At 71.9% G+C, this 19,199-nt stretch carries 20 protein-coding genes and 1 tRNA gene; 9 read left to right on the plus strand and 12 right to left on the minus strand.

Annotated elements, in window-relative coordinates:
- Positions 1-28: 28 nt before the first annotated feature.
- From ACZ64A_RS31175 to ACZ64A_RS31185, 3 genes are all read right to left on the minus strand, one after another.
- Positions 29-382 carry a hypothetical protein gene (locus ACZ64A_RS31175; protein ID WP_469815474.1) on the minus strand — a complete coding sequence of 118 codons (354 nt, stop codon included), beginning with the start codon at positions 380-382 and terminating at the stop codon, positions 29-31.
- 98 nt (positions 383-480) lie between these two features.
- Positions 481-1,068, minus strand: a complete 588-nt coding sequence (locus ACZ64A_RS31180; RefSeq protein ID WP_469815147.1) for a TetR/AcrR family transcriptional regulator — start codon at positions 1,066-1,068, stop codon at positions 481-483.
- A gap of 28 nt (positions 1,069-1,096) precedes the next feature.
- Positions 1,097-2,614, minus strand: a complete 1,518-nt coding sequence (locus ACZ64A_RS31185; RefSeq protein ID WP_469815148.1) for a 3-hydroxyacyl-CoA dehydrogenase — start codon at positions 2,612-2,614, stop codon at positions 1,097-1,099.
- Positions 2,615-2,773: 159 nt separating this feature from the next.
- Here ACZ64A_RS31185 and paaN point away from each other — a divergent pair, with 159 nt between their 5' ends.
- Positions 2,774-4,468, plus strand: coding sequence for a phenylacetic acid degradation protein PaaN (gene paaN / locus ACZ64A_RS31190; protein WP_469815150.1), 1,695 nt, complete (start codon positions 2,774-2,776; stop codon positions 4,466-4,468).
- 91 nt (positions 4,469-4,559) lie between these two features.
- Here the strand turns inward: paaN and ACZ64A_RS31195 are convergent, their stop codons facing one another.
- The 3 genes from ACZ64A_RS31195 to ACZ64A_RS31205 are packed head-to-tail and all read right to left on the minus strand — an operon-like array spanning position 4,560 to position 7,416.
- The gene (locus ACZ64A_RS31195) at positions 4,560-5,309 is read right to left on the minus strand and encodes a TrmH family RNA methyltransferase (protein WP_469815151.1); all 750 of its coding nucleotides are present in this window, start codon (positions 5,307-5,309) and stop codon (positions 4,560-4,562) included.
- Entirely contained in the window at positions 5,306-6,520 is a 1,215-nt protein-coding gene (locus tag ACZ64A_RS31200) for an HTTM domain-containing protein (RefSeq protein ID WP_469815153.1), read from the minus strand. Before ACZ64A_RS31200 ends, ACZ64A_RS31195 begins: the two co-directional genes overlap by 4 nt.
- A complete protein-coding gene (locus ACZ64A_RS31205; RefSeq protein WP_469815154.1) occupies positions 6,517-7,416 on the minus strand; it encodes a DUF5819 family protein in 900 nt (299 codons plus the stop codon). Before ACZ64A_RS31205 ends, ACZ64A_RS31200 begins: the two co-directional genes overlap by 4 nt.
- Before the next feature lie 363 nt (positions 7,417-7,779).
- Here ACZ64A_RS31205 and paaA point away from each other — a divergent pair, with 363 nt between their 5' ends.
- From paaA to ACZ64A_RS31230, 5 genes are read left to right on the plus strand one after another with little or no spacing between them, the layout of a single operon-like run.
- A complete protein-coding gene (gene paaA / locus ACZ64A_RS31210) occupies positions 7,780-8,814 on the plus strand; it encodes a 1,2-phenylacetyl-CoA epoxidase subunit PaaA (RefSeq protein ID WP_469815155.1) in 1,035 nt (344 codons plus the stop codon).
- Entirely contained in the window at positions 8,811-9,098 is a 288-nt protein-coding gene (paaB, locus tag ACZ64A_RS31215) for a 1,2-phenylacetyl-CoA epoxidase subunit PaaB (protein WP_329337005.1), read from the plus strand. Before paaA ends, paaB begins: the two co-directional genes overlap by 4 nt.
- Positions 9,095-9,817 (plus strand): 1,2-phenylacetyl-CoA epoxidase subunit PaaC, encoded by a 723-nt coding sequence (paaC, locus tag ACZ64A_RS31220; RefSeq protein ID WP_469815157.1) that lies wholly within the window; start codon positions 9,095-9,097, stop codon positions 9,815-9,817. Before paaB ends, paaC begins: the two co-directional genes overlap by 4 nt.
- Positions 9,811-10,359, plus strand: coding sequence for a 1,2-phenylacetyl-CoA epoxidase subunit PaaD (paaD, locus tag ACZ64A_RS31225; RefSeq protein ID WP_469815158.1), 549 nt, complete (start codon positions 9,811-9,813; stop codon positions 10,357-10,359). The genes paaC and paaD overlap by 7 nt, the downstream gene beginning before the upstream one ends.
- Positions 10,359-11,420: a 2Fe-2S iron-sulfur cluster-binding protein gene (locus tag ACZ64A_RS31230; protein WP_469815159.1), complete on the plus strand. Its 1,062-nt coding sequence runs from the start codon at positions 10,359-10,361 to the stop codon at positions 11,418-11,420. Before paaD ends, ACZ64A_RS31230 begins: the two co-directional genes overlap by 1 nt.
- An 85-nt stretch (positions 11,421-11,505) precedes the next feature.
- On the opposite strand, the gene ACZ64A_RS31235 is transcribed toward ACZ64A_RS31230, so the two are convergent.
- The 3 genes from ACZ64A_RS31235 to ACZ64A_RS31245 form a co-directional block, all read right to left on the minus strand.
- Positions 11,506-11,853, minus strand: coding sequence for a rhodanese-like domain-containing protein (locus ACZ64A_RS31235; RefSeq protein WP_469815160.1), 348 nt, complete (start codon positions 11,851-11,853; stop codon positions 11,506-11,508).
- 32 nt (positions 11,854-11,885) lie between these two features.
- On the minus strand, positions 11,886-12,692 hold the full coding sequence (locus ACZ64A_RS31240) for a hypothetical protein (protein ID WP_469815161.1): 807 nt from the start codon (positions 12,690-12,692) through the stop codon (positions 11,886-11,888).
- Between the two features lie 188 nt (positions 12,693-12,880).
- Positions 12,881-14,374 (minus strand): DUF2252 domain-containing protein, encoded by a 1,494-nt coding sequence (locus ACZ64A_RS31245; protein ID WP_469815458.1) that lies wholly within the window; start codon positions 14,372-14,374, stop codon positions 12,881-12,883.
- A 200-nt stretch (positions 14,375-14,574) separates the two neighbouring features.
- On the opposite strand from ACZ64A_RS31245, the gene ACZ64A_RS31250 reads away from it, so the two are divergent.
- Positions 14,575-15,063: a YbaK/EbsC family protein gene (locus ACZ64A_RS31250; RefSeq protein ID WP_469815162.1), complete on the plus strand. Its 489-nt coding sequence runs from the start codon at positions 14,575-14,577 to the stop codon at positions 15,061-15,063.
- 107 nt (positions 15,064-15,170) lie between these two features.
- Here the strand turns inward: ACZ64A_RS31250 and ACZ64A_RS31255 are convergent, their stop codons facing one another.
- From ACZ64A_RS31255 to ACZ64A_RS31265, 3 genes are all read right to left on the minus strand, one after another.
- On the minus strand, positions 15,171-15,788 hold the full coding sequence (locus ACZ64A_RS31255; protein WP_469815164.1) for a LysE family translocator: 618 nt from the start codon (positions 15,786-15,788) through the stop codon (positions 15,171-15,173).
- A 90-nt stretch (positions 15,789-15,878) separates the two neighbouring features.
- On the minus strand, positions 15,879-16,622 hold the full coding sequence (locus ACZ64A_RS31260; RefSeq protein WP_469815165.1) for a 2OG-Fe dioxygenase family protein: 744 nt from the start codon (positions 16,620-16,622) through the stop codon (positions 15,879-15,881).
- 459 nt (positions 16,623-17,081) lie between these two features.
- Positions 17,082-17,165: transfer RNA gene (locus ACZ64A_RS31265), tRNA-Leu, on the minus strand.
- Between the two features lie 578 nt (positions 17,166-17,743).
- On the opposite strand from ACZ64A_RS31265, the gene ACZ64A_RS31270 reads away from it, so the two are divergent.
- Positions 17,744-18,625, plus strand: a complete 882-nt coding sequence (locus ACZ64A_RS31270) for an FhaA domain-containing protein (RefSeq protein WP_469815166.1) — start codon at positions 17,744-17,746, stop codon at positions 18,623-18,625.
- Between the two features lie 10 nt (positions 18,626-18,635).
- Positions 18,636-19,145 (plus strand): FHA domain-containing protein FhaB/FipA, encoded by a 510-nt coding sequence (locus ACZ64A_RS31275; protein ID WP_469815168.1) that lies wholly within the window; start codon positions 18,636-18,638, stop codon positions 19,143-19,145.
- The last annotated feature ends 54 nt before the right edge of the window (positions 19,146-19,199 follow it).

A 19,199-nucleotide genomic window follows, 5' to 3' on the forward strand; every position in this document is an offset into this window, starting at 1 on the left:
GGCTCGATCACCGCCCACGACTCATCGGTCAGCTCATGACGACGCACCACGAACAGACCAACGAGCGCACCACTTTGCGGACACGGCCTAGGGCCAGCCCCAGCATCAGCGCGAGCAGCATGGGCAGCAGCACGCACCCGAGCCCGGCGCCGGCGGCCACCATGCGCGGCGTGCGCAGGGAGCGCTGGTGCGGGAGCGCCCAGGAGAGCGCGAGCAGGCCGGCCGCCCAGTAGAAGATCCCGCCGAACGCGCCGATGCCGTCCTCGGACCGGAACCAGCGGTACTCCAGCACCAGGAACGGCAGGCCGCACAGGGAGGCCACGAGAGGCGCCCGCCACCAGGTGGGATGAGGGGCGGGCGGCCGCAGGTCGTCGTCGGACATGCGGCCCACCCCATCACCACCACCGGCCCGGTACATCCGGTCGCCTACTCACCCCCGCACGCGCGCGTACTCAGCCGGCCCGTCAGCGCTCCCGGCGGTCAGCTCTGCCGCAGCCCGCCGAAGACCAGCACCACGACCGCCTCGGCGACTTCCCGTTCGCTCATGCCGCGGCCGTCGGGCCGGTACCACTCCACGATGGAGTTGATCATTCCGAAGACCAGCCGGGTGGCGAGCCGCACCTCCACGTCGCCGCGCACCTCGCCGTCCGCGGCCGCCGCCTTGAGCAGTTCGGCGACCCGGTGGTCGAACTCGCGGCGCCGCTCCAGCGCCCACCGCTCGGTGGCGGTGTTGCCGCGCACCCGCAGCAGCAGCGTCACGTACGGCAGTTCGGCGATGAGCACCTCGACCATGCGCCGCACGACGTACTCCAGCCGGTCCGCGGCGCGCCCCACGCACGCGTGCTCCTCGTCGAGGATCGCGAACAGCCCGTCCAGCGCCCGGCTCACCGCGCGCCGCAGCAGCTCCTCCTTGCCGGCGACGTGGTGGTAGATCGACGACTTGGAGATGCCGGCGGCTTTGGACAGATGCTCCATGGAGGTGCCGTCGTAGCCGCGCTCGTTGAAGACGCGCACGGCCACGGACAGCAGTGTCTCCGGCGTGTACGTGTCGCGCTTGGCGGTGGTCACGGGGTGCCCTCCCGCTTCTGGCAGGCGGTCATGACGAGGTCCCCTCACGCTTGTCGGAGGCGTGCGCGTGCCGGTAGAGCGCGAGGGACGGGGCGTAGCGGCCCGACGGGTCGCGCAGGTGCAGGTCGTCGAGGAGGGCGTAGGCCCAGTCACGGCCGAGCCTGCGGCTCCATTCGAAGGGGCCGAGCGGGTAGTTGACGCCCAGGCGCATCGCGGTGTCGATGTCCTCCTCGGTGGCCACGCCCTTGGCGACGGCGTCGTGCGCGAGGTCGACGATCCGGGCGACCGTGCGGGCGACGATCATGCCGGGGACGTCGCCGATGAGGCTGACCTTCTTGCCGAGCGCCTGGAAGAGCCCGGTCGCCTCGGCGAGGGTCTGGGCGGAGGTGTCCTGGGAGGCTGACAGGGCGATGCGGCCGGCCCTGCGGTAGTCCAGGGCGAGGTCGAAGTAGACGACGTCACGGAACTCCACGGAGGTCTGGCCGTCGGCGAGGGCGAGCTGGCCGCCGCTCGGCAGCACCAGGCGCGTGCCGTTGTCCTCGTCCTCCTCACGGACCTGGATGCCCGCCTCGCGGATCAGCGCGAGCAGTTCGGAGGCCGGGCCCAGGTCGCCCTCGGCGACGACGTAGGCGGGCGCCTTGTGCGGCTCGGCGGTGTGCGGTTCGGGCCGCTCGGCGCCCTCCCGGTAGTCGTACCAGCCCTGGCCGCTCTTGCGGCCGAGCCGGCCGGACTCCACCAGGCGGCGCTGGGCGAGGGAGGGGGTGAAGCGCACGTCCTGGAAGAAGGACTGCCACACCGACTGCGTCACCGACTCGTTGACGTCCTGTCCGATCAGGTCGGTCAGTTCGAAGGCACCCATCTTGAAGCCGCCCGACTCGCGCAGGACGGCGTCGATGGTGGCCGGGTCCGCGCCCTGGTACTCCAGGACGGCGAAGGCCTCGGCGTAGAAGGGCCGCGCGATGCGGTTGACGATGAAGCCGGGGGTGTCGGCGCAGGCCACGGGAGTCTTGCCCCAGGCCCGTGCGGTCTCGTACGCGCGCGTGGCGTAGGTGACGTCGGTGGCGTAACCGGAGACGACCTCGACCAGGGGCAGCAGGGGGGCGGGGTTGAAGAAGTGCAGGCCGACGAATCGGCCGGGCTGGCGCAGCGCGCCGCCGATCGCGGTGACGGACAGGGAGGAGGTGTTGGTGGCGAGCAGGCAGTCCTCGCCGACGATGTCCTCCAGGTCCCGGAACAGCTGCTGTTTGACGTCCAGCCGCTCCAGGACGGCCTCGACGACGAGCGCGCAGCCGGCCAGGTCGGCGAGGGTGTCGGCGGGCGTGAGCCGGGCACGGGCCGCGTCGCGGGCGGCGGCGCTCAGACGGTCCTTCTCGACGAGCCGGTCGAGGCGGGCGCCGATCGCTTCGGCCGCGTGACGGGCGCGTTCCGGCACGGCGTCGTACAGCCGCACAGGGTGGCCCGCCACCAGCGCGACCTGGGCGATGCCCTGGCCCATGGTGCCGGTGCCGACGACGGCCACGGGGCTGCTGAGGTCGAGTGCTGTCATGTGCGCGATCCTCCCGCACGGGGTTGTCCACAGATGCGGCAGGCCCCCTTGTCCCGACCGATCGTTCGGTTACTCTAACTCTGTCCAGCTGTTCCCGCCCATGGTTTCGCCCAGGTCATGAACTCGACGAAGAGTTCTCGAGACAGGAGTTGGTCCCGCATGGCCGCCGAACTGACCGCACACGACCTGATCGCCAGGCACCGGCCCACCCTCGACCAGGCGCTCGAGGCCATCCGCACGCGCGCGTACTGGTCCCCGCACCCCGAGCACCCCAAGGCCTACGGCGAGGAGCACGGCAGCCTGGACGCGGTGGCGGGCAAGGCCGCCTTCGACGCCCTGCTGGGCAGCCGCCTCGACCTCGACCAGCCCGGCACCGACGACTGGGTCGGCGGCGAGATCTCCCCGTACGGCATCGAACTGGGCGTGACGTACCCGCACGCCGACCTCGACGTGCTGCTGCCGGCGATGAAGGCCGGGCAGCGCGCCTGGCGGGACGCGGGTCCGCAGCTGCGCGCGGCGGTCTGCGTGGAGATCCTCAAGCGGATCAGCGACCGGACGCACGAGTTCGCGCACGCGGTCATGCACACCTCCGGCCAGGCGTTCATGATGGCGTTCCAGGCGGGCGGCCCGCACGCCCAGGACCGCGGCCTGGAGGCGGTGGCCTACGCGTACGCGGAGCAGACGCGCACGCCCGAGGCCGCCGAGTGGTCCAAGCCGCAGGGCAAGCGCGACCCGCTGGCGCTCACCAAGGAGTTCACGCCGGTCCCGCGCGGCATCGGCCTGGTCATCGGCTGCAACACCTTCCCGACCTGGAACGGCTTCCCGGGCCTGTTCGCGTCCCTGGCCACCGGCAACGCCGTGCTGGTCAAGCCGCACCCGCGCGCGGTGCTGCCGCTGGCGCTCACCGTGCAGATCGCGCGCCAGGTGCTCACCGAGGCCGGCTTCGACGCCAACCTGGTGGCGCTGGCCGCCGAGCGGCCCGGCGAGGGCATCGCCAAGACGCTCGCCACGCGCCCGGAGATCCGGATCATCGACTACACCGGTTCGACGTCCTTCGGCGACTGGCTGGAGACCCACGCCCGCCAGGCCCAGGTGTACACCGAGAAGGCCGGCGTCAACACGGTGATCGTCCACTCCACGGACGACTACAAGGGGATGCTCGCCAACCTGGCGTTCTCGCTGTCCCTGTACAGCGGCCAGATGTGCACCACCCCGCAGAACCTCCTCATCCCGCGCGAGGGCATCCACACGGACGCGGGCCCGAAGTCCTACGACGAGGTGGTCGCCGATCTCGCGCAGGCGGTGGACGGCCTGCTCGGTGACGACGCCCGGGCGAACGCCCTGCTCGGCGCGATCGTGAACCCCGACGTCAAGGCACGTCTGGAGGCCGCGGCCGGCCTCGGCGAGGTCGCCCTGGCCTCCCGTGAGATCACCAACCCCGAGTTCCCCGGCGCGGTCGTGCGCACCCCGGTGATCGTCAAGCTGGACGGCGCCAAGCCGGACGACGAGGCCGCCTACATGAGCGAGTGCTTCGGGCCGGTCTCCTTCGCCGTCGCCGTCGACTCGCTCACCGACGCCGTGGAACTGCTGCGGCGCACGGTGCGCGAGAAGGGCGCGATGACCGTCGGGGCGTACACCACCGACAGCGAGGCCGCGGGGCAGATCGAGGAGGTCTGCCTGGAGGAGGCGGCACAGCTGTCGTTCAACCTCACCGGCGGGGTGTACGTGAACCAGACGGCGGCCTTCTCCGACTTCCACGGCTCGGGCGGCAATCCCGCCGCCAACGCGGCGCTGACCGACGGCGCGTTCGTCGCGAACCGCTTCCGCGTGGTCGAGGTGCGCCGGGAGGCGTAGGCCCGGTGGGTGTGCCCCGGGGCCCGGGGCACACCCGACACAGATCCGGCAAGGCGCACGCCCGGCAAGCGCACGCCCGGCGAGGCGCACGCTAGCGGGGCACGCCCCCCGTGGCGCTCCAGTGGTACAGCGTCATGGCCACGCTGGTGGCCAGGTTGTAGCTGGAGACCTGGGGGCGCATCGGCAGCGCCAGCAGATGGTCCGTACGCGCGCGCAGCGCGGCGGACAGCCCGCTGCGCTCGGAGCCGAAGGCGAGGACGGCGTCATCGGGGAGCTTCACGCCCCGGATGTCCTCGCCCTCTGGGTCCAGCGCGAACACCGGACCGGGCGGCAGTTCCTCGACGTCCAGCCGCTCGACGGCGGTCGCGAAGTGCAGCCCCGCTCCGCCGCGCACCACCGTGGGATGCCAGGGGTCCAGGGTGCCGGTGGTGACCACCCCGGTCGCCCCGAACCCGGCGGCCAGCCGGATCACGGCCCCGGCGTTGCCCAGGTTGCGTGGGTTGTCCAGCACGACGACCGGCGCCCGGCGGGGCAGGTGCGCCAGCGTCCGCAGCTGCGCGTCCCGCGGCGGCCGCACGGCCAGCGCGGCCACGCCCGTGGGGTGCGGACGCGGCACCAGGGAGGCGTACGTCGCCTCCGGCACCTCGGTCAGCAGCTCCTGCAGCGTCTGCCGCACGTCCGGGGCCAGCTCGTCGGCGAGCGCGAGCGCGGCGCCGCGTCCGGTGGTGACCGCCACCGGGACCTCGGCGCCGAAGCGCACGGCGTGCTTGAGGGCGTGGAAGCCGTCGAGCAGCACCGCCGAGTCGGCCAGCCGCCGCCAGTCGGCCAGGGGATCGGTCATGCCGTAGAGCCTACGTGCGGCTGCTCGGCGCCCTCCGGGCTGCGCGGCCGGGGCAGCTCGGCGTTCGTCCCGCGCCCGAGCGCACGGACACGCGCGCGTGCCGCCGCCTTCCCCAGGCGGCGCAGGAACGACGTGGGCAGGAAGACGGAGTCCGCGACGATCATCGCGAGCGAGAAGAACGGCAGCCCGAGGACGACGGCGATCACGGCGTGCTCGGTCATCATGGCGGCCAGCAGCACGTTCTTCACCCGCCGGTTGAACAGGGTGAACGGGAAGGCGACCTGCACGATCACGGTCCCGTAGGTCACGATCAGCATCATCGTGCCGCTGGAGGACATCAGATCGGCGAGCCACGGCCAGGGCGTGAAGTAGTCCAGGTGCAGCGGGTAGTACACGGCCGTGCCGTCCTGCCAGCGCGATCCCTGGATCTTGTACCAGCCGGCCGTGGCGTAGATCAGACACGCCTCGGCCATGATCACCACGAGGGCGCCGTTGTGCAGCAGGTTGGCGATCACGTCGAGCAGGACGCGCGGTTCACCGCCGCGCGAGCGCCCCCCGACGAGCCACCGCAGACCGTGCGCCAGCCAGGCCGCCCACAGCAGGGCCGGTATCTCCCACTCCTGCGAGCCGAACCGGCCGCCCGCGCTCGCCATGACCAGCACCACGCCGAGCACCGCCCACAGCGCGGGGCCCACACGGTCCGCCACCCGCTCCCCACGCGCGTGTGCCCGCTCGGCCCGCCGCTCCCGGCGCGCATCCAGCGACCACACCTGGCCGCAGCGCGTGAACACGAGGTAGATCGACATCAGGTGCAGCACGTTGTCGCCGCCGTCACCCATGAAGACGCTGCGGTTCTGCAGCGACAGCACGCCGACCATGAACAGCAGCGACATGGTCCGGGTGCGCCAGCCGAGGGCCAGCAGCGCGGAGGCGACCACGGCGAGGGCGTAGACGATCTCGAACCAGAGCCGGCTGTCGGACCACATCAGCACGGTGAACGCGCCGTTGGTACCGATCAGCTGCTGGGCCATGTCCCAGCTCCACGGGCCGTCGGGGCCGTACAGCTCGGCGCGGTGGGGGAACTCCCGCAGCAGGAACAGCAGCCAGGTGGAGGCGAAGCCGATCCGGACGAGCGCGCTCTGGTAGGGGCCGAGGGCGGCTTCGGTGACGCGGGCGATCCCGCCGGACACGGACAGGGCGAGGCGGTTCACCGGGCATCTCCAGGGGTGTCGTCCTGCGCCACCGTCCACCAGGGCAGCACCCGGAACATCGGCTTCTGGGAGACCTTCTCACTGCTCCACGGGGGCGGGGCCACGGCGGTCGTACGGGAACGGAACTGCACGCGCTCCACGGCGCCGCCGGCACCGGCCGCGTCCGACCGGTCCAGGCGCAGCAGCGCGATACGGCGCAGATACGCCTCGGAGAGCGTGCCGCGCAGCCCCACGGGACGGTTGTCGGCGGTGTGGCTGGCGGTGAAGAAGTCCCAGGCGCGGCGCAGCTCGTTCTGCTGGGTGTGGCTGGGCAGCGGGTTGTGCTCGATGGCCCGGCCGTCCTGCGCGGACAGCCCGTACCAGCCGGTGGTGCGCACCTCGCCGCCCCGGGTGCGGATCTCGGCGCGCACCTCGACGGCGATGTTCTGCTGCAGCGGGTTGGGCGCGAACAGCTTCCAGTTCTGCTCGAACTCGGGGTAGATCCATTCGTCGACCGCCGTGCCGTGCTTGCGGCTGAGGGTGTTGGCGGGCGCGACGTGCAGGAACACCATGCCTATCTGCACGCACACCGCGACCGCGACGACGGCGAGCGCCAGCGCCGCCCCCACCTGATAGCGGGGCGAGAGCGCGGCCACGCCGGTGCGCGGGGGCGCGGGGGGTACGTCGGCCGGCAGGGCGTCACCGGTCGGTCCCGCCTCCGCCTCCGCCTCCGCCACCGACGGCGTCCGCGCGTCACCGGCCTGGGACCTGTCCGGCACGGACGACGGCGTCTGCGCGTCTTCGGTCCGGGGCGCCTCCGGCGCGGGCGGCCGGTCCCGGTCCGCCGGGCGGTCGTCCGATCCCGGCGGCGCGCTCGCGCCGCCGCCGTACGCGTCGTTTGCGCCGTACGTGTCCATTCCGCCCCGTCTTTCTATGTCCTGATGTCCGGCTCTGCTGTGCCCGCCCGCGGTACCCGGACCGGCGCCTGCGGCGGATACGGCCGCGCGACGTCCGCACGGAACGGTACTCAGCCCCAGCGGCCCCGCACAGCCCCACCCCGCACGGCGGTCCCACCGGTACGGCGCGGACGGGATCGCGGAACGTCGGCCGGTCCGTCCCCCGACGCCGGGCGCGCCCGTGCGCGAGGTTTTCCACAGGGCGGGCCGCGGGTTGTCCACAGCGGTTGACACCTTACGACGCCCGTCCCACCATGGAATCGCACGGACCGAACGATCGGTCGGGAGCAAGCCGGGACAGCACCCAAGGTCGAGGGGGAGCACATGGCGACAGCAGCCGCGCACGACACGAGCCGCACCACGGCGCCCGGCGTCCAGGACGGCGCCGAGGCCGCGTACGAGCGCGCCTTCGACGCCGCCGTGGCCGCCGACGAGCGCATCGAGCCGCGCGACTGGATGCCGGACGCCTACCGCGCGACGCTGGTCCGGCAGATCGCGCAGCACGCGCACTCCGAGATCATCGGCATGCAGCCGGAGGCCAACTGGATCACGCGCGCACCCTCGCTGCGCCGCAAGGCGATCCTGATGGCCAAGGTCCAGGACGAGGCCGGCCACGGGCTGTATCTGTACAGCGCGGCCGAGACGCTCGGCACCGGCCGCGACGAACTGCTCGACAAGCTGCACACCGGCCGCCAGAAGTACTCCTCGATCTTCAACTACCCGACGCTGACCTGGGCGGACGTCGGCGCGATCGGCTGGCTGGTGGACGGCGCCGCGATCACCAACCAGGTCCCGCTCTGCCGCTGCTCCTACGGACCGTACGCCCGCGCGATGGTCCGGATCTGCAAGGAGGAGTCCTTCCACCAGCGCCAGGGCTACGAGCTGCTGCTCAGCCTCAGCAAGGGCACGCCGGAGCAGCACGCGATGGCGCAGGACGCGGTGAACCGCTGGTGGTGGCCGTCGCTGATGATGTTCGGCCCGCCCGACGACGAGTCGGCGCACTCGGCCCAGTCCATGGCCTGGAAGATCAAGCGCCACTCCAACGACGAGCTGCGCCAGCGCTTCGTCGACATCTGCGTCCCGCAGGCCGAGAGCCTCGGTCTGACGCTCCCCGACCCGGAGCTGACGTGGAACGAGGAGCGCGGTCACCACGACTTCGGGCCGATCGACTGGTCGGAGTTCCGGGACGTCCTCAAGGGCAACGGCCCGTGCAACGAACAGCGCATCACCCAGCGCCGACGCGCCCATGAGGAGGGCGCGTGGGTGCGCGAGGCGGCCGCGGCCCACGCGGCGAAGCACACCGGCACCGGCACCAGCGCCGGGACGCACACCGGCATCAGGGGAGTGGAGCAGGCATGACGAACACCGACTGGCCACTGTGGGAGGTCTTCGTGCGCTCACGCCGCGGCCTCTCCCACACCCACGCCGGCAGTCTGCACGCGCCCGACGCGGAGCTGGCCCTGCGCAACGCCCGCGATCTGTACACCCGGCGCGGTGAGGGCGTGTCCATCTGGGTGGTCCCCTCCACGGCGATCACCGCGTCCTCGCCCGACGAGAAGGACCCCTTCTTCGAGCCGGCCGCCGACAAGCCGTACCGGCATCCGACGTTCTACGAGATCCCGGACGGGGTGAAGCACCTGTGACCACGACGGTTCCCGCCACGGCGGCCCTCGCACTGGGCGACGACGCGCTGGTGCTCTCCCACCGTCTCGGGGAGTGGATGGGGCACGCCCCCGTGCTGGAGGAGGAGGTCGCCCTCGCCAACATCGCCCTCGACCTGCTCGGCCAGGCCCGGGTGCTGCTGTCGATGGCGGGCGACGAGGACGAGCTGGCCTATCTGCGCGAGGAGCGCGCCTTCACCAATCTCCAGCTGGTCGAGCAGCCCAACGGCGACTTCGCGCACACCATCGCCCGGCAGCTGTACTTCTCCACCTACCAGCACCTGCTGTACGGCCAACTGGCCGGCGGAGACGGCCCGTTCGCTCCCCTCGCGGCGAAGGCCGTCAAGGAGACCGCCTACCACCGCGACCACGCCGAGCAGTGGACGCTGCGCCTCGGCGACGGCACCGAGGAGAGCCACACCCGGATGCAGCGGGCCTGCGAGACGCTGTGGCGGTTCACCGGCGAGATGTTCCAGCCGGTCGAGGGCCTGGACGGCGTGGACCGGGACCGACTGCGCGAGAGCTGGCTCGCCTCGGTCACCGACGTGCTCGCCCGCGCGACCCTGACCCTGCCCCAGGGGCCGCAGTCCGGGGCGTGGACGGCCGGAGCGGGCCGGCAGGGGCTGCACACCGAGTCGTTCGGCCGGATGCTCGCCGAGATGCAGCATCTGCACCGCAGCCACCCGGGGGCGTCATGGTGACGACCACCCCGCTCGAGGCGGAGCTGCTCAAGATCGCCGGTGCGGTGCCCGACCCCGAGCTGCCCGTGCTCACCCTGGAGGAGCTGGGGGTCGTGCGCGGGGTGCGGATGCGCGGCTCGGACGCGGTCGAGGTCGAGCTGACCCCGACGTACACGGGCTGTCCCGCGCTGGAGACCATGAGCACCGACATAGAGCGGGCGCTGCAGGCGCACGGCGTGCGCGAGGTCACCGTCCGCACCGTGCTCTCGCCGGCCTGGTCGACGGACGACATCAGCGACGAAGGACGGCGCAAGCTGCGGGAGTTCGGCATCGCGCCGCCACGCACCCAGCGGGCGGCCGGGCCGGTCACCGTCACGCTGGGCCCGACCCGCACCCATGGCGGTGAGGAAACCCAGGGCGGCGAGGAAGCGGACCCGGTCCACTGCCCCCACTGCGGCAGCGCCGACACCGAGCTGCTCAGCCGTTTCTCCTCCACCGCGTGCAAGGCGCTGCGCCGCTGCCTCGCCTGCCGCGAACCCTTCGACCACTTCAAGGAGTTGTGATGGCCCGCTTCCACCGGCTCCCCGTGGCCGAGGTCGACCGGCTCACCGACGACTCCGTCGCGCTGACCTTCGCCGTCCCCGAGGAACTGCGCGAGGAGTTCCGGCACGCGGCGGGGCAGCACCTCGCCCTGCGCCGGATCGCCGACGGCGCCGAGATACGCCGGACGTACTCCATCTGCTCCCCGGCGCCCGCACCGGACGGGCCGGGCCCGCACACGCTGCGGATCGGCGTACGGCTGGTGGAGGGCGGGGCGTTCTCCACCTACGCGCTGAAGGAGATCAACGTCGGCGACGAGGTGGAGGTGATGACCCCCGCGGGGCGCTTCACCCTCGACCCGGCGCCCGGGCTGTACGCGGCCATCGTCGGCGGCAGCGGCATCACCCCGGTGCTGTCGATCGCGGCCACCCTGCTGGCGCGTGAGCCCCGGGCCCGTTTCTGCCTGGTCCGCAGCGACCGGACGTCCGCCTCGACGATGTTCCTCGAAGAGGTCGCCGATCTGAAGGACCGCTACCCGGACCGGCTGCAGCTGGTGACCGTGCTGTCCCGGGAGGAGCAGCAGGCGGGTCTGCCGTCCGGACGGCTCGACCAGGAGCGGCTGACCGGGCTGCTGCCGGCGCTGCTGCCGGTCGGCGAGGTCGCGGGATGGTTCCTGTGCGGGCCGTTCGGGCTGGTGCAGCAGGCGGAGCGGGCGCTGCGCGAGCTGGACGTGGCCCGGGCCAGGATCCACGAGGAGATCTTCCACGTGGACGCCGCCTCCCCCACGGCGGCCACCGGCGCCCCGGCGCACAGCGCGGTCACCGCCCGCCTCGACGGACGCGGCGGCACCTGGCCGGTCCAGGAGGGCGAGACGCTGCTGGAGACGGTGCTGCGCAACCGGCCCGACGCGCCCTACGCCTGCAAGGGCGGCGTGTGCGGGACGTGCCGGGCCTTCCTGGTCTCCGGTGAGGTGCGCATGGACCGCAACTTCGCGCTGGAGCCGGAGGAGACGGAGGCCGGCTACGTCCTGGCCTGCCAGTCCCATCCGGTGACGGAACAGGTGGAGCTGGACTTCGACCGCTGAGGGCAACGACAGGCCTACCCCTGCCGACGGCGTCTGTCGCCGTCGGCCTCCGCCCACGACGTCGCCCGCGGACGCAACCCCGCTGCTACAGCACGTGGCCGGGCTTGCCCTCGTCGGTGATCACGGGGCGGCCGGTGGCGGCCCACACCTGCATGCCGCCGTCGACGTTCACCGCGTCGATGCCCTGCTGGGCCAGGTACATCGTGACCTGGGCGGACCGGCTGCCCGAGCGGCAGATGACGTGGACGCGGCCGTCCTGCGGCGCCGCCTCGGTCAGCTCGCCGTAGCGGGCCACGAACTCGCTGATCGGGATGTGCAGGGCGCCCTCGGCGTGGCCCGCCTGCCACTCGTCGTGCTCACGGACGTCCAGCAGGAAGTCGCCGTCCTTGACGTCGTTGACCTCGACCGTAGGAACACCAGCTCCGAAACTCATGCACCCGACGCTACCCGACGCGGCCGACGGCCCTACGGCTGCTGCCCGACCAGCGTCGCCAGTTCCGTCTCACGGGCGGTGATGTCGGCCTGCAACTGCCCGGCGATCTCCACGAGCAGCTGGTCGGGGTCGTCCGGGGCGAGGCGCAGCATGGAGCCGATCGCGCCCTCCTCCAGTTCCCGCTGGAGCACCGTGAGCAGCTCCTTGCGCTGGGAGAGCCACTCCAGGCGGGCGTACAGCTCCTCGCTGGGGCTGGGCCGCCGCTCCGGCGGCACCGGTCCGGCCGCCCACTCCGCGGCCAGCTCCCGCAGCTCGGTCTCGTCACCACGGGCGTAGGCGGCGTTGACCCGGGTGATGAACTCCTCGCGCCGCACCCGCTCGCCCTCTTCCTGGGCCAGGTCGGGGTGCGCCTTGCGGGCCAGCTCCCGGTAGAGCCGGCGGGCCTCCTCACTGGGCCGCACCCGCTGCGGCGGCCGGACCTGCTGCTCGGTGAGCATCGCGGCCGCCTCCGGGAACAGCCCGGAGTCGTCCATCCAGCCCTGCATCAGGTCCTCGACACCGGGGATCGGCTCCAGCCGGGCCCGCAGCTCCCGCGCGCGGCGCAGGTCCTCGGGGTCGCCGGTGCGCTCTGCCCGGGCCTCGGCGATCCGGGCGTCCAGCTCCTCGATACGGGCGTACATCGGGCCGAGCCGCTCGTGGTGGAGGCGGGAGAAGTTCTCGACCTCCACACGGAACGTCTCCACCGCGATCTCGTACTCGATCAGCGCCTGCTCGGCGGCCCGCACGGCCCGCTCCAGCCGCTCCTCGGGCCGCGGCTGCTCAGCTTCCGGGGTCGTCACCCGGCCAGCGTAAGCGCTGCGCCGGGCCCGCGCCGATGCCGAGGGCGCCCGTGCCGCTTATGACTGGGTTGTGAGCACTGTGGCTGCCGTCACATGCGGCCGTCCCCCGCACCGACGGCACATGCCGTCGGTCTGGAGTGCGGCACTTGCAGGGCGGCGGCTGCGGGGCACGGTCGCCCTCTCCGTCGTCAGACCCCCATCTCCGCCGCGATCCTCCCCGACCTCACCGCCGCCAGCAGGTCCGCGTGGTCCGCCTCCGTGCGGTCCGCGTAGGCGAGGGCGAACGCGGCGATCGCCTCGTCCAGTTCCTCGTTCTTGCCGCAGTAGCCGGCGATCAGGCGCGGGTCGGCGCTGTGCGCGTGGGCGCGGGCCAGCAGCGCGCCGGTCATCCGGCCGTAGTCGTCGACCTGGTCGGCGGCGAGGGCGGCCGGGTCGACGCTGCCCTTGCGGTTGCGGAACTGCCGGACCTGGAAGGGGCGGCCCTGCACCGTCGTCCAGCCCAGCAGGATGTCGCTGACGACCTGCATGCGCTTCTGCCCGAGCACCACCCGGCGGCCCTCGTGGTCCACCTCCGGCACCTCGAAGCCGGCGGTGGCCAGGTGGGGCACCAGCGCGGACGGCCGGGCCTCCTTCACCTGCAGCACGAGCGGTTCGCCCCGGTGGTCCAGGAGCAGCACGACATACGACCGCGTGCCGACGCTGCCCGTACCGACGACACGGAAGGCGACGTCGTGCACCGCGTGCCGGGCCAGCAGCGGCAGGCGGTCCTCGGAGAGGGTGGAGAGGTAGGACTCCAGCGACGCGGCCACCGCCGCCGCCTCGGCGTCGGGTATCGCCCGCAGCACCGGCGGCGCGGGCACGAAGCGGCGCCCGCCGTCCTCGGCCGGCTCGGTCGACTTCGCCGCGAAACGGCCGCTGGTGTTGGCCCGCGCCTTCTCCGAGACGCGCTCCAGCGTGCCGAGGAGGTCGTGGGCGTCGGCGTGGGAGACGAGTTCCTCGTCGGCGATGGCGTTCCACGCGTCCAGCACCGGCAGCTTCGCCAGCAGGCGCATGGTGCGCCGGTAGGCGCCCACCGCGTCGAACGCGGCCTGCCGGCAGACGTCCTCGTCGGCGCCGGCTTCGCGCCCCGCGAGCACCAGCGAAGCGGCGAGCCGCTTCAGGTCCCACTCCCAGGGGCCGGGCACGGTCTCGTCGAAGTCGTTCAGATCGATGACCAGCCCGCCGCGCGCGTCGCCGTACAGACCGAAGTTCGCGGCGTGCGCGTCCCCGCAGATCTGCGCGGTGATCCGGGTCAGCGGCGTCCGCGCGAGGTCGTACGCCATCAGCCCGGCGGATCCGCGCAGGAAGGCGAACGGCGTGGCCGCCATCCGGCCGACCCGGATCGGCGTCAGCTCGGGCAGCCGCCCCTGGCTGGACTCCTCCACCGCGCTCACCGCGTCCGGGCGGCCGGCGTCGAGATCCAGCTCGGCGTGCGCCCGGCGCGGCACCCGGCGGCGCAGCGCCTTGCCCTCGCCCTTCGGCGAGCCGGCCCCGGGCCACTCGGCGAAACCCCGCACCCGGGGAAGCCGCCGGACCCCGCCGGGCGCCTCCGCCTGCGCGGGCACCACCGCCCCACCCGTTGCCCCCGACACCTCGGACACCACCGCACCGTTCTCGGTCACCGCGACCGCCTCCCCCGACATCCACCGCACGAAGTACGGCTGCACGAAGCACAACTGGACGAACACCAACGTGTACGAACGTCAACGCGTGCCGACCGTACAGCCGGTGGCCGAATCCCGTCAGACCTGGGGACGACCCGGCGGTTGTGGACAACTCGGCCACCCCGTGGACGTTATGGTCAACTCGCCCGACGCAGCCGCCGTTTGCCCGAGGGGAACCCATGGCCTCGCACGACACCTACGACAAGCTGATCGCCCTGCTCGACGAGCACGGGGCCGACTACCGGGTGATCGAGCACGAGAGCGAGGGCGCCACCGAGGCGGTCAGCCGGCTGCGCGGCCACGACCTGGACCGGGCCGCCAAGTGCATCATCGTGATGGTGAAGATCGGCAAGAAGGAGAAGCGCTTCGCTCTGGCCGTCGTCCCCGGCGACAAGCGCGTGGACCTGACCGCGATCAAGGCGCTGTACGGCGGCACCTACGCCTCCTTCGCCTCGCCCGAGATCGCCGAGGAACTGGCCGGGTCGCAGAGCGGCACCATCCTGCCGTTCTCCTTCGACGAGCGGCTGGAGCTGATCGTCGACCCGGCGCTGCTGGCCCACCCGGAGTTCTTCTTCAACGCCGCCCGCCTCGACCGCTCCCTGGCCCTGTCGACGACGGACTACCGCTCGATCGCCGGGCCCCGCCTCGAGACGATCGCCCAGGACTGACGCCCCGCGCTCACCACACCGACGCCGTCACCTCGCACGGAACCGACGGCGTCGGCCCCCCACGACACCGACGCCGTCACCTCTCACGAAGCAACGGCGTCGGCCCCTCACGACACCGCCGGCGTCAGGGCCAGCACCACCCCGAGTCCGACCAGCACGCTCCCGATCACCTTGTTCAGGACGGCCTGCCGTCGCAGCAGCCGGGCCCGCAGGTCCTGCTGTGAGAAGAGCAACGCCACCAGGGCGAACCACACCAGATGCGCGACCGACATGAACAAGCCGTATCCGATCTGCTGGGCGACCGGGGTGTCGGCGCTGACGACCTGGGTGTAGGTGCTGAGCACGAACAGCATCGTCTTGGGGTTCAGCGCATTCGTCAGGAATCCGGTGCGCAGTGCTCCCGCCGGGGACAACGTGCCGTCGGCGGACAGATCGATGTGCAACTGCGCCTTGGCGACAAACGTCTTGTACCCGATGAACACCAGATAGGCCGCGCCGACCAGTTTCATCACCGTGAAAAGCAGCGGCGTCCGGGAGACGAGCAGTCCCACACCGACCATGGTGTAGGTGACGTGGACGAGGACGCCGAGTGAAATTCCGACCGCCGCGAGGATTCCCGCGCGGCGACCGTAGAGATAACTGTTGCGGACGGTCATCGCGAAGTCCGCGCCGGGGCTGATGACAGCCAGCACGGTGATGACGGCAACGGCGACGATCTGACCCATGTTCCCGTTTTCTCACTCGACCGGTAGAGACCGGCAGGACGGAGATGAGGGCGCCCGCGGCCGGGCCGCGGGCGCCCCCGAGCACCGACGTCAGGCGGCCTTGTGACGGTAGGTGATCACCAGCACGTCACGGGAGGCGGGCCGGCCCGCTTCGAGCTGCTGGATCGGCGACACCCCGTGGAACACGCGCTCGTCGTTGACCAGCGCGAGGTCCAGCGGGTCGGTGAGGGTGAACTTCTCCAGCGGCTCCTGCTCCAGGTTGAAGATGGTGCTCTCGCCGCCGCCCGCGTTGGACCGGTTGATCAGGGCCATCAGCACGAACGTGACCCCGTCCCGGTGGACCCCCTCCGGCGTGGGCTTGCCGATCTCCTCCCCGTCCACCTCGATGCGGAACTGGTGGGCCTCGATGTGCCACGCCGAGTACGGCGCGAGCCGGCCGAAGATGTCACAGCCCAGCGTGACCAGGCTGTCCATGGTCGAGCCCTTCAGGGCGGCGTCCTCGAACGGCTCGTAGTGGCGGGCGACACCGCCGTTGAGGTTGTTGAAGTCCACCGTCTGGTAGTGCGGCCGGTGCTCCTCCACCCGGTACTCGGCGGCCCCCTTCGGCGCGCTCAGTGTGGCGTGCCGGCGACGCCGGTAGCGGCCGCCGTCGGCCATGTAACCGTCGAGCGGCATCCTGTTCCAGCTCTCGCGGAAGTCCTCCAGATCGTCCAGCGCGTTTTCGGAACGCCGGCGCAGAAGTTCCGCGACCTTGTCCCCGGAAAGCAGGTCGTAGCTTTTCGCGGAGAGCGAATCGCAGAGTTCTTCGATTCCGGCATGGTACTGCGAAGACATTTCTTCCCCCTGGGTCTTCGTGGTCGATACCGCCGTCGATCATGTGGGGCGCCGCTCGGGAATGTCAACGAAACAAGGGAACTGTTTACGCGGCCTTAGTATGGCCAGTGCTTTTCGGCCATTGGCCGAGTTCTGCGGGTTGACGAAATATCCGGGCGCCTTTTCCGGGAGCCGGCCGCGCCGGAATTCCCGTGCCCGCGGACGGCTCGCCGGTGCGGAGAGGGGGCGATGACGACCTCGGCGGCGAAGACAGGGGGGCGGGGGCCTCGTCCGCGTGCATCGGGGGGGCGGCTTCGGAAGCGTCGCCCAGGTCCGCCGACCCGGCCCGACCCGGCCGTCGCCCCGACAGCCCCTGAGACCTTCCTCACAGACCTCACAGAGCGGAGGTCCACGGCCGATACGTACGGCCCCATATACGACGAGAGGCCGGTCGTTTAACGACCGGCCTCTCGCCTGTTGTGCGCGAGGGGGGAGTTGAACCCCCACGCCCTTGCGGGCACTGGAACCTGAATCCAGCGCGTCTGCCTATTCCGCCACCCGCGCATTGGGTGTGTCCTCCGGCTCCGTTCCTTTCGGCCCGGCGCCTTCCGACACCCAGAACATTAGCACGTCGCCCGGGGTGGATTCACATCCCTTCCCGCCGGCCCCGCCCCGGCGAGCAGCGGGGCCACCGCCCACGCCCCTGAGCAGCGCACCCGGCGCCCCGCGCCCGCAGAACCGCCCCGCACACCGTGCCCGCAGAACCGCCCCGCGCCCCCGCGCGACCGTCCGCCGGGCCCGCGCTCCGCGACACCGCCCCCACGGGCCCCTCACGTCTCGGCCGCACCCCCAGCACGTATCAACCTCGTACCGGTAGGGGCCGTCCCCCCTTCAGGCGGAGGGAGCGCACAGCGGTGTGCGGGACACTGGTTTGCGGCCGCCTCTACGATCCTGGGCAGAAGTACCCCGCAAGGGGTACGAGGCATCAGGTACACACCGAGGTGTCGACACCCAGTCGACCGGGCCGACAGGGGGAACCAGCCGATCGACCGGCGCGTGGATACGATCAGTAAGCAGTACCAGGTAGGGCAGTACCCGCACCGCGGGCAGCAGGACGGCAGGAACGACGGAGGAGGTGCCCCATGGGAGTCCTGAAGAAGTTCGAGCAGCGTCTCGAAGGTCTGGTCAACGGCACCTTCGCCAAGGTCTTCAAGTCCGAGGTCCAGCCCGTGGAGATCGCCGGCGCGCTCCAGCGCGAGTGCGACAACAACGCGACGATCTGGAACCGCGACCGCACGGTGGTCCCCAACGACTTCATCGTCGAGCTCTCCACCCCGGACTACGAGCGGCTGAGCCCCTACTCCGGGCAGCTCGGCGACGAGCTCGCCGGGATGGTGCGCGACTACGCCAAGCAGCAGCGCTACACCTTCATGGGCCCGATCAAGGTCCACCTGGAGAAGGCCGACGATCTCGACACCGGTCTGTACCGGGTGCGCAGCCGCACGCTCGCCTCGTCCTCCAGCCAGCAGGCGCCCGGCGCGCCCGCGGCCGGCGGGCAGCAGCAGGGCGGCTACGGCTACCCGCAGCCCGGCCGTCCGGCCGGGCACGGCGCGCCCGCCGCGCCCGCCGGAGCGCCCCCCATGCCGTCCGCCCCGCCGCCCGGCGCCCGCCCCGGCGGGTACGGCTATCCGCAGCCGGCGAGCCCCCAGCGGCCGCCGGCCGCCGCGCCGGCGTCCGGCGGACGCACCCGCTACTGGATCGAGATCAACGGCACCCGCCACCAGATCTCCCGCCCGACGCTGGTGCTGGGTCGCAGCACCGACGCCGACGTGCGGATCGACGACCCCGGCGTGAGCCGCCGGCACTGCGAGATCCGGACCGGAACGCCCTCGACGATCCAGGATCTCGGATCCACCAACGGCATCGTGGTGGACGGGCAGCACACCACCCGCGCTACGCTCCGCGACGGCTCGCGGATCGTCGTGGGCAGCACCACCGTTATCTATAGGCAAGCCGAAGGGTGAAGCGGGGGCAATGTCAGAGCTGACCCTCACGGTCATGCGGCTGGGTTTCCTGGCCGTCCTGTGGCTGTTCGTGATCGTGGCCGTGCAGGTCATCCGCAGCGATCTGTTCGGTACGCGCGTCACGCAGCGCGCCGCCCGGCGGGACGCCGGCCGGACCCAGCAGGCCCAGCGCCAGGCGCCGCCGCAGCAGCGCCAGCAGCAGAGCGGCGGCCGCCAGCGCCGTAACGCCCCCACCAAACTCGTCGTGTCCGAGGGCACGCTCACCGGCACCACCGTCGCGCTGCAGGGCCAGACCATCACCCTGGGCCGGGCGCACGACTCGACGATCGTGCTGGACGACGACTACGCCTCCAGCCGCCATGCCAGGATCTACCCGGACCAGAACGGTCAGTGGATCGTCGAGGATCTTGGCTCCACCAACGGCACGTACCTCGACCGGACGCGGCTGACGACCCCGACGCCGATCCCGCTGGGCGCGCCGATCCGCATCGGCAAGACCGTCATCGAGCTGCGGAAGTAGTGCTACGTCATGAATGAGCGCGAGCGGAGCGAGCACGCAGCGGCGGTTCACACC

Source organism: Streptomyces sp. NPDC104814 (assembly GCF_055583185.1).

Coding starts and splice junctions, on each gene's coding strand:
- ACZ64A_RS31175 (WP_469815474.1), bottom strand. CDS start 382: ATGTCCGACGACGACCTGCGGCCGCCCGCCCCTCATCCCACCTGGTGG.
- ACZ64A_RS31185 (WP_469815148.1), bottom strand. CDS start 2,614: ATGACAGCACTCGACCTCAGCAGCCCCGTGGCCGTCGTCGGCACCGGC.
- paaN (WP_469815150.1), top strand. CDS start 2,774: ATGGCCGCCGAACTGACCGCACACGACCTGATCGCCAGGCACCGGCCC.
- ACZ64A_RS31195 (WP_469815151.1), bottom strand. CDS start 5,309: ATGACCGATCCCCTGGCCGACTGGCGGCGGCTGGCCGACTCGGCGGTG.
- ACZ64A_RS31205 (WP_469815154.1), bottom strand. CDS start 7,416: ATGGACACGTACGGCGCAAACGACGCGTACGGCGGCGGCGCGAGCGCG.
- paaA (WP_469815155.1), top strand. CDS start 7,780: ATGGCGACAGCAGCCGCGCACGACACGAGCCGCACCACGGCGCCCGGC.
- paaB (WP_329337005.1), top strand. CDS start 8,811: ATGACGAACACCGACTGGCCACTGTGGGAGGTCTTCGTGCGCTCACGC.
- paaD (WP_469815158.1), top strand. CDS start 9,811: ATGGTGACGACCACCCCGCTCGAGGCGGAGCTGCTCAAGATCGCCGGT.
- ACZ64A_RS31230 (WP_469815159.1), top strand. CDS start 10,359: ATGGCCCGCTTCCACCGGCTCCCCGTGGCCGAGGTCGACCGGCTCACC.
- ACZ64A_RS31235 (WP_469815160.1), bottom strand. CDS start 11,853: ATGAGTTTCGGAGCTGGTGTTCCTACGGTCGAGGTCAACGACGTCAAG.
- ACZ64A_RS31245 (WP_469815458.1), bottom strand. CDS start 14,374: ATGTCGGGGGAGGCGGTCGCGGTGACCGAGAACGGTGCGGTGGTGTCC.
- ACZ64A_RS31250 (WP_469815162.1), top strand. CDS start 14,575: ATGGCCTCGCACGACACCTACGACAAGCTGATCGCCCTGCTCGACGAG.
- ACZ64A_RS31255 (WP_469815164.1), bottom strand. CDS start 15,788: ATGGGTCAGATCGTCGCCGTTGCCGTCATCACCGTGCTGGCTGTCATC.
- ACZ64A_RS31260 (WP_469815165.1), bottom strand. CDS start 16,622: ATGTCTTCGCAGTACCATGCCGGAATCGAAGAACTCTGCGATTCGCTC.
- ACZ64A_RS31270 (WP_469815166.1), top strand. CDS start 17,744: ATGGGAGTCCTGAAGAAGTTCGAGCAGCGTCTCGAAGGTCTGGTCAAC.
- ACZ64A_RS31275 (WP_469815168.1), top strand. CDS start 18,636: ATGTCAGAGCTGACCCTCACGGTCATGCGGCTGGGTTTCCTGGCCGTC.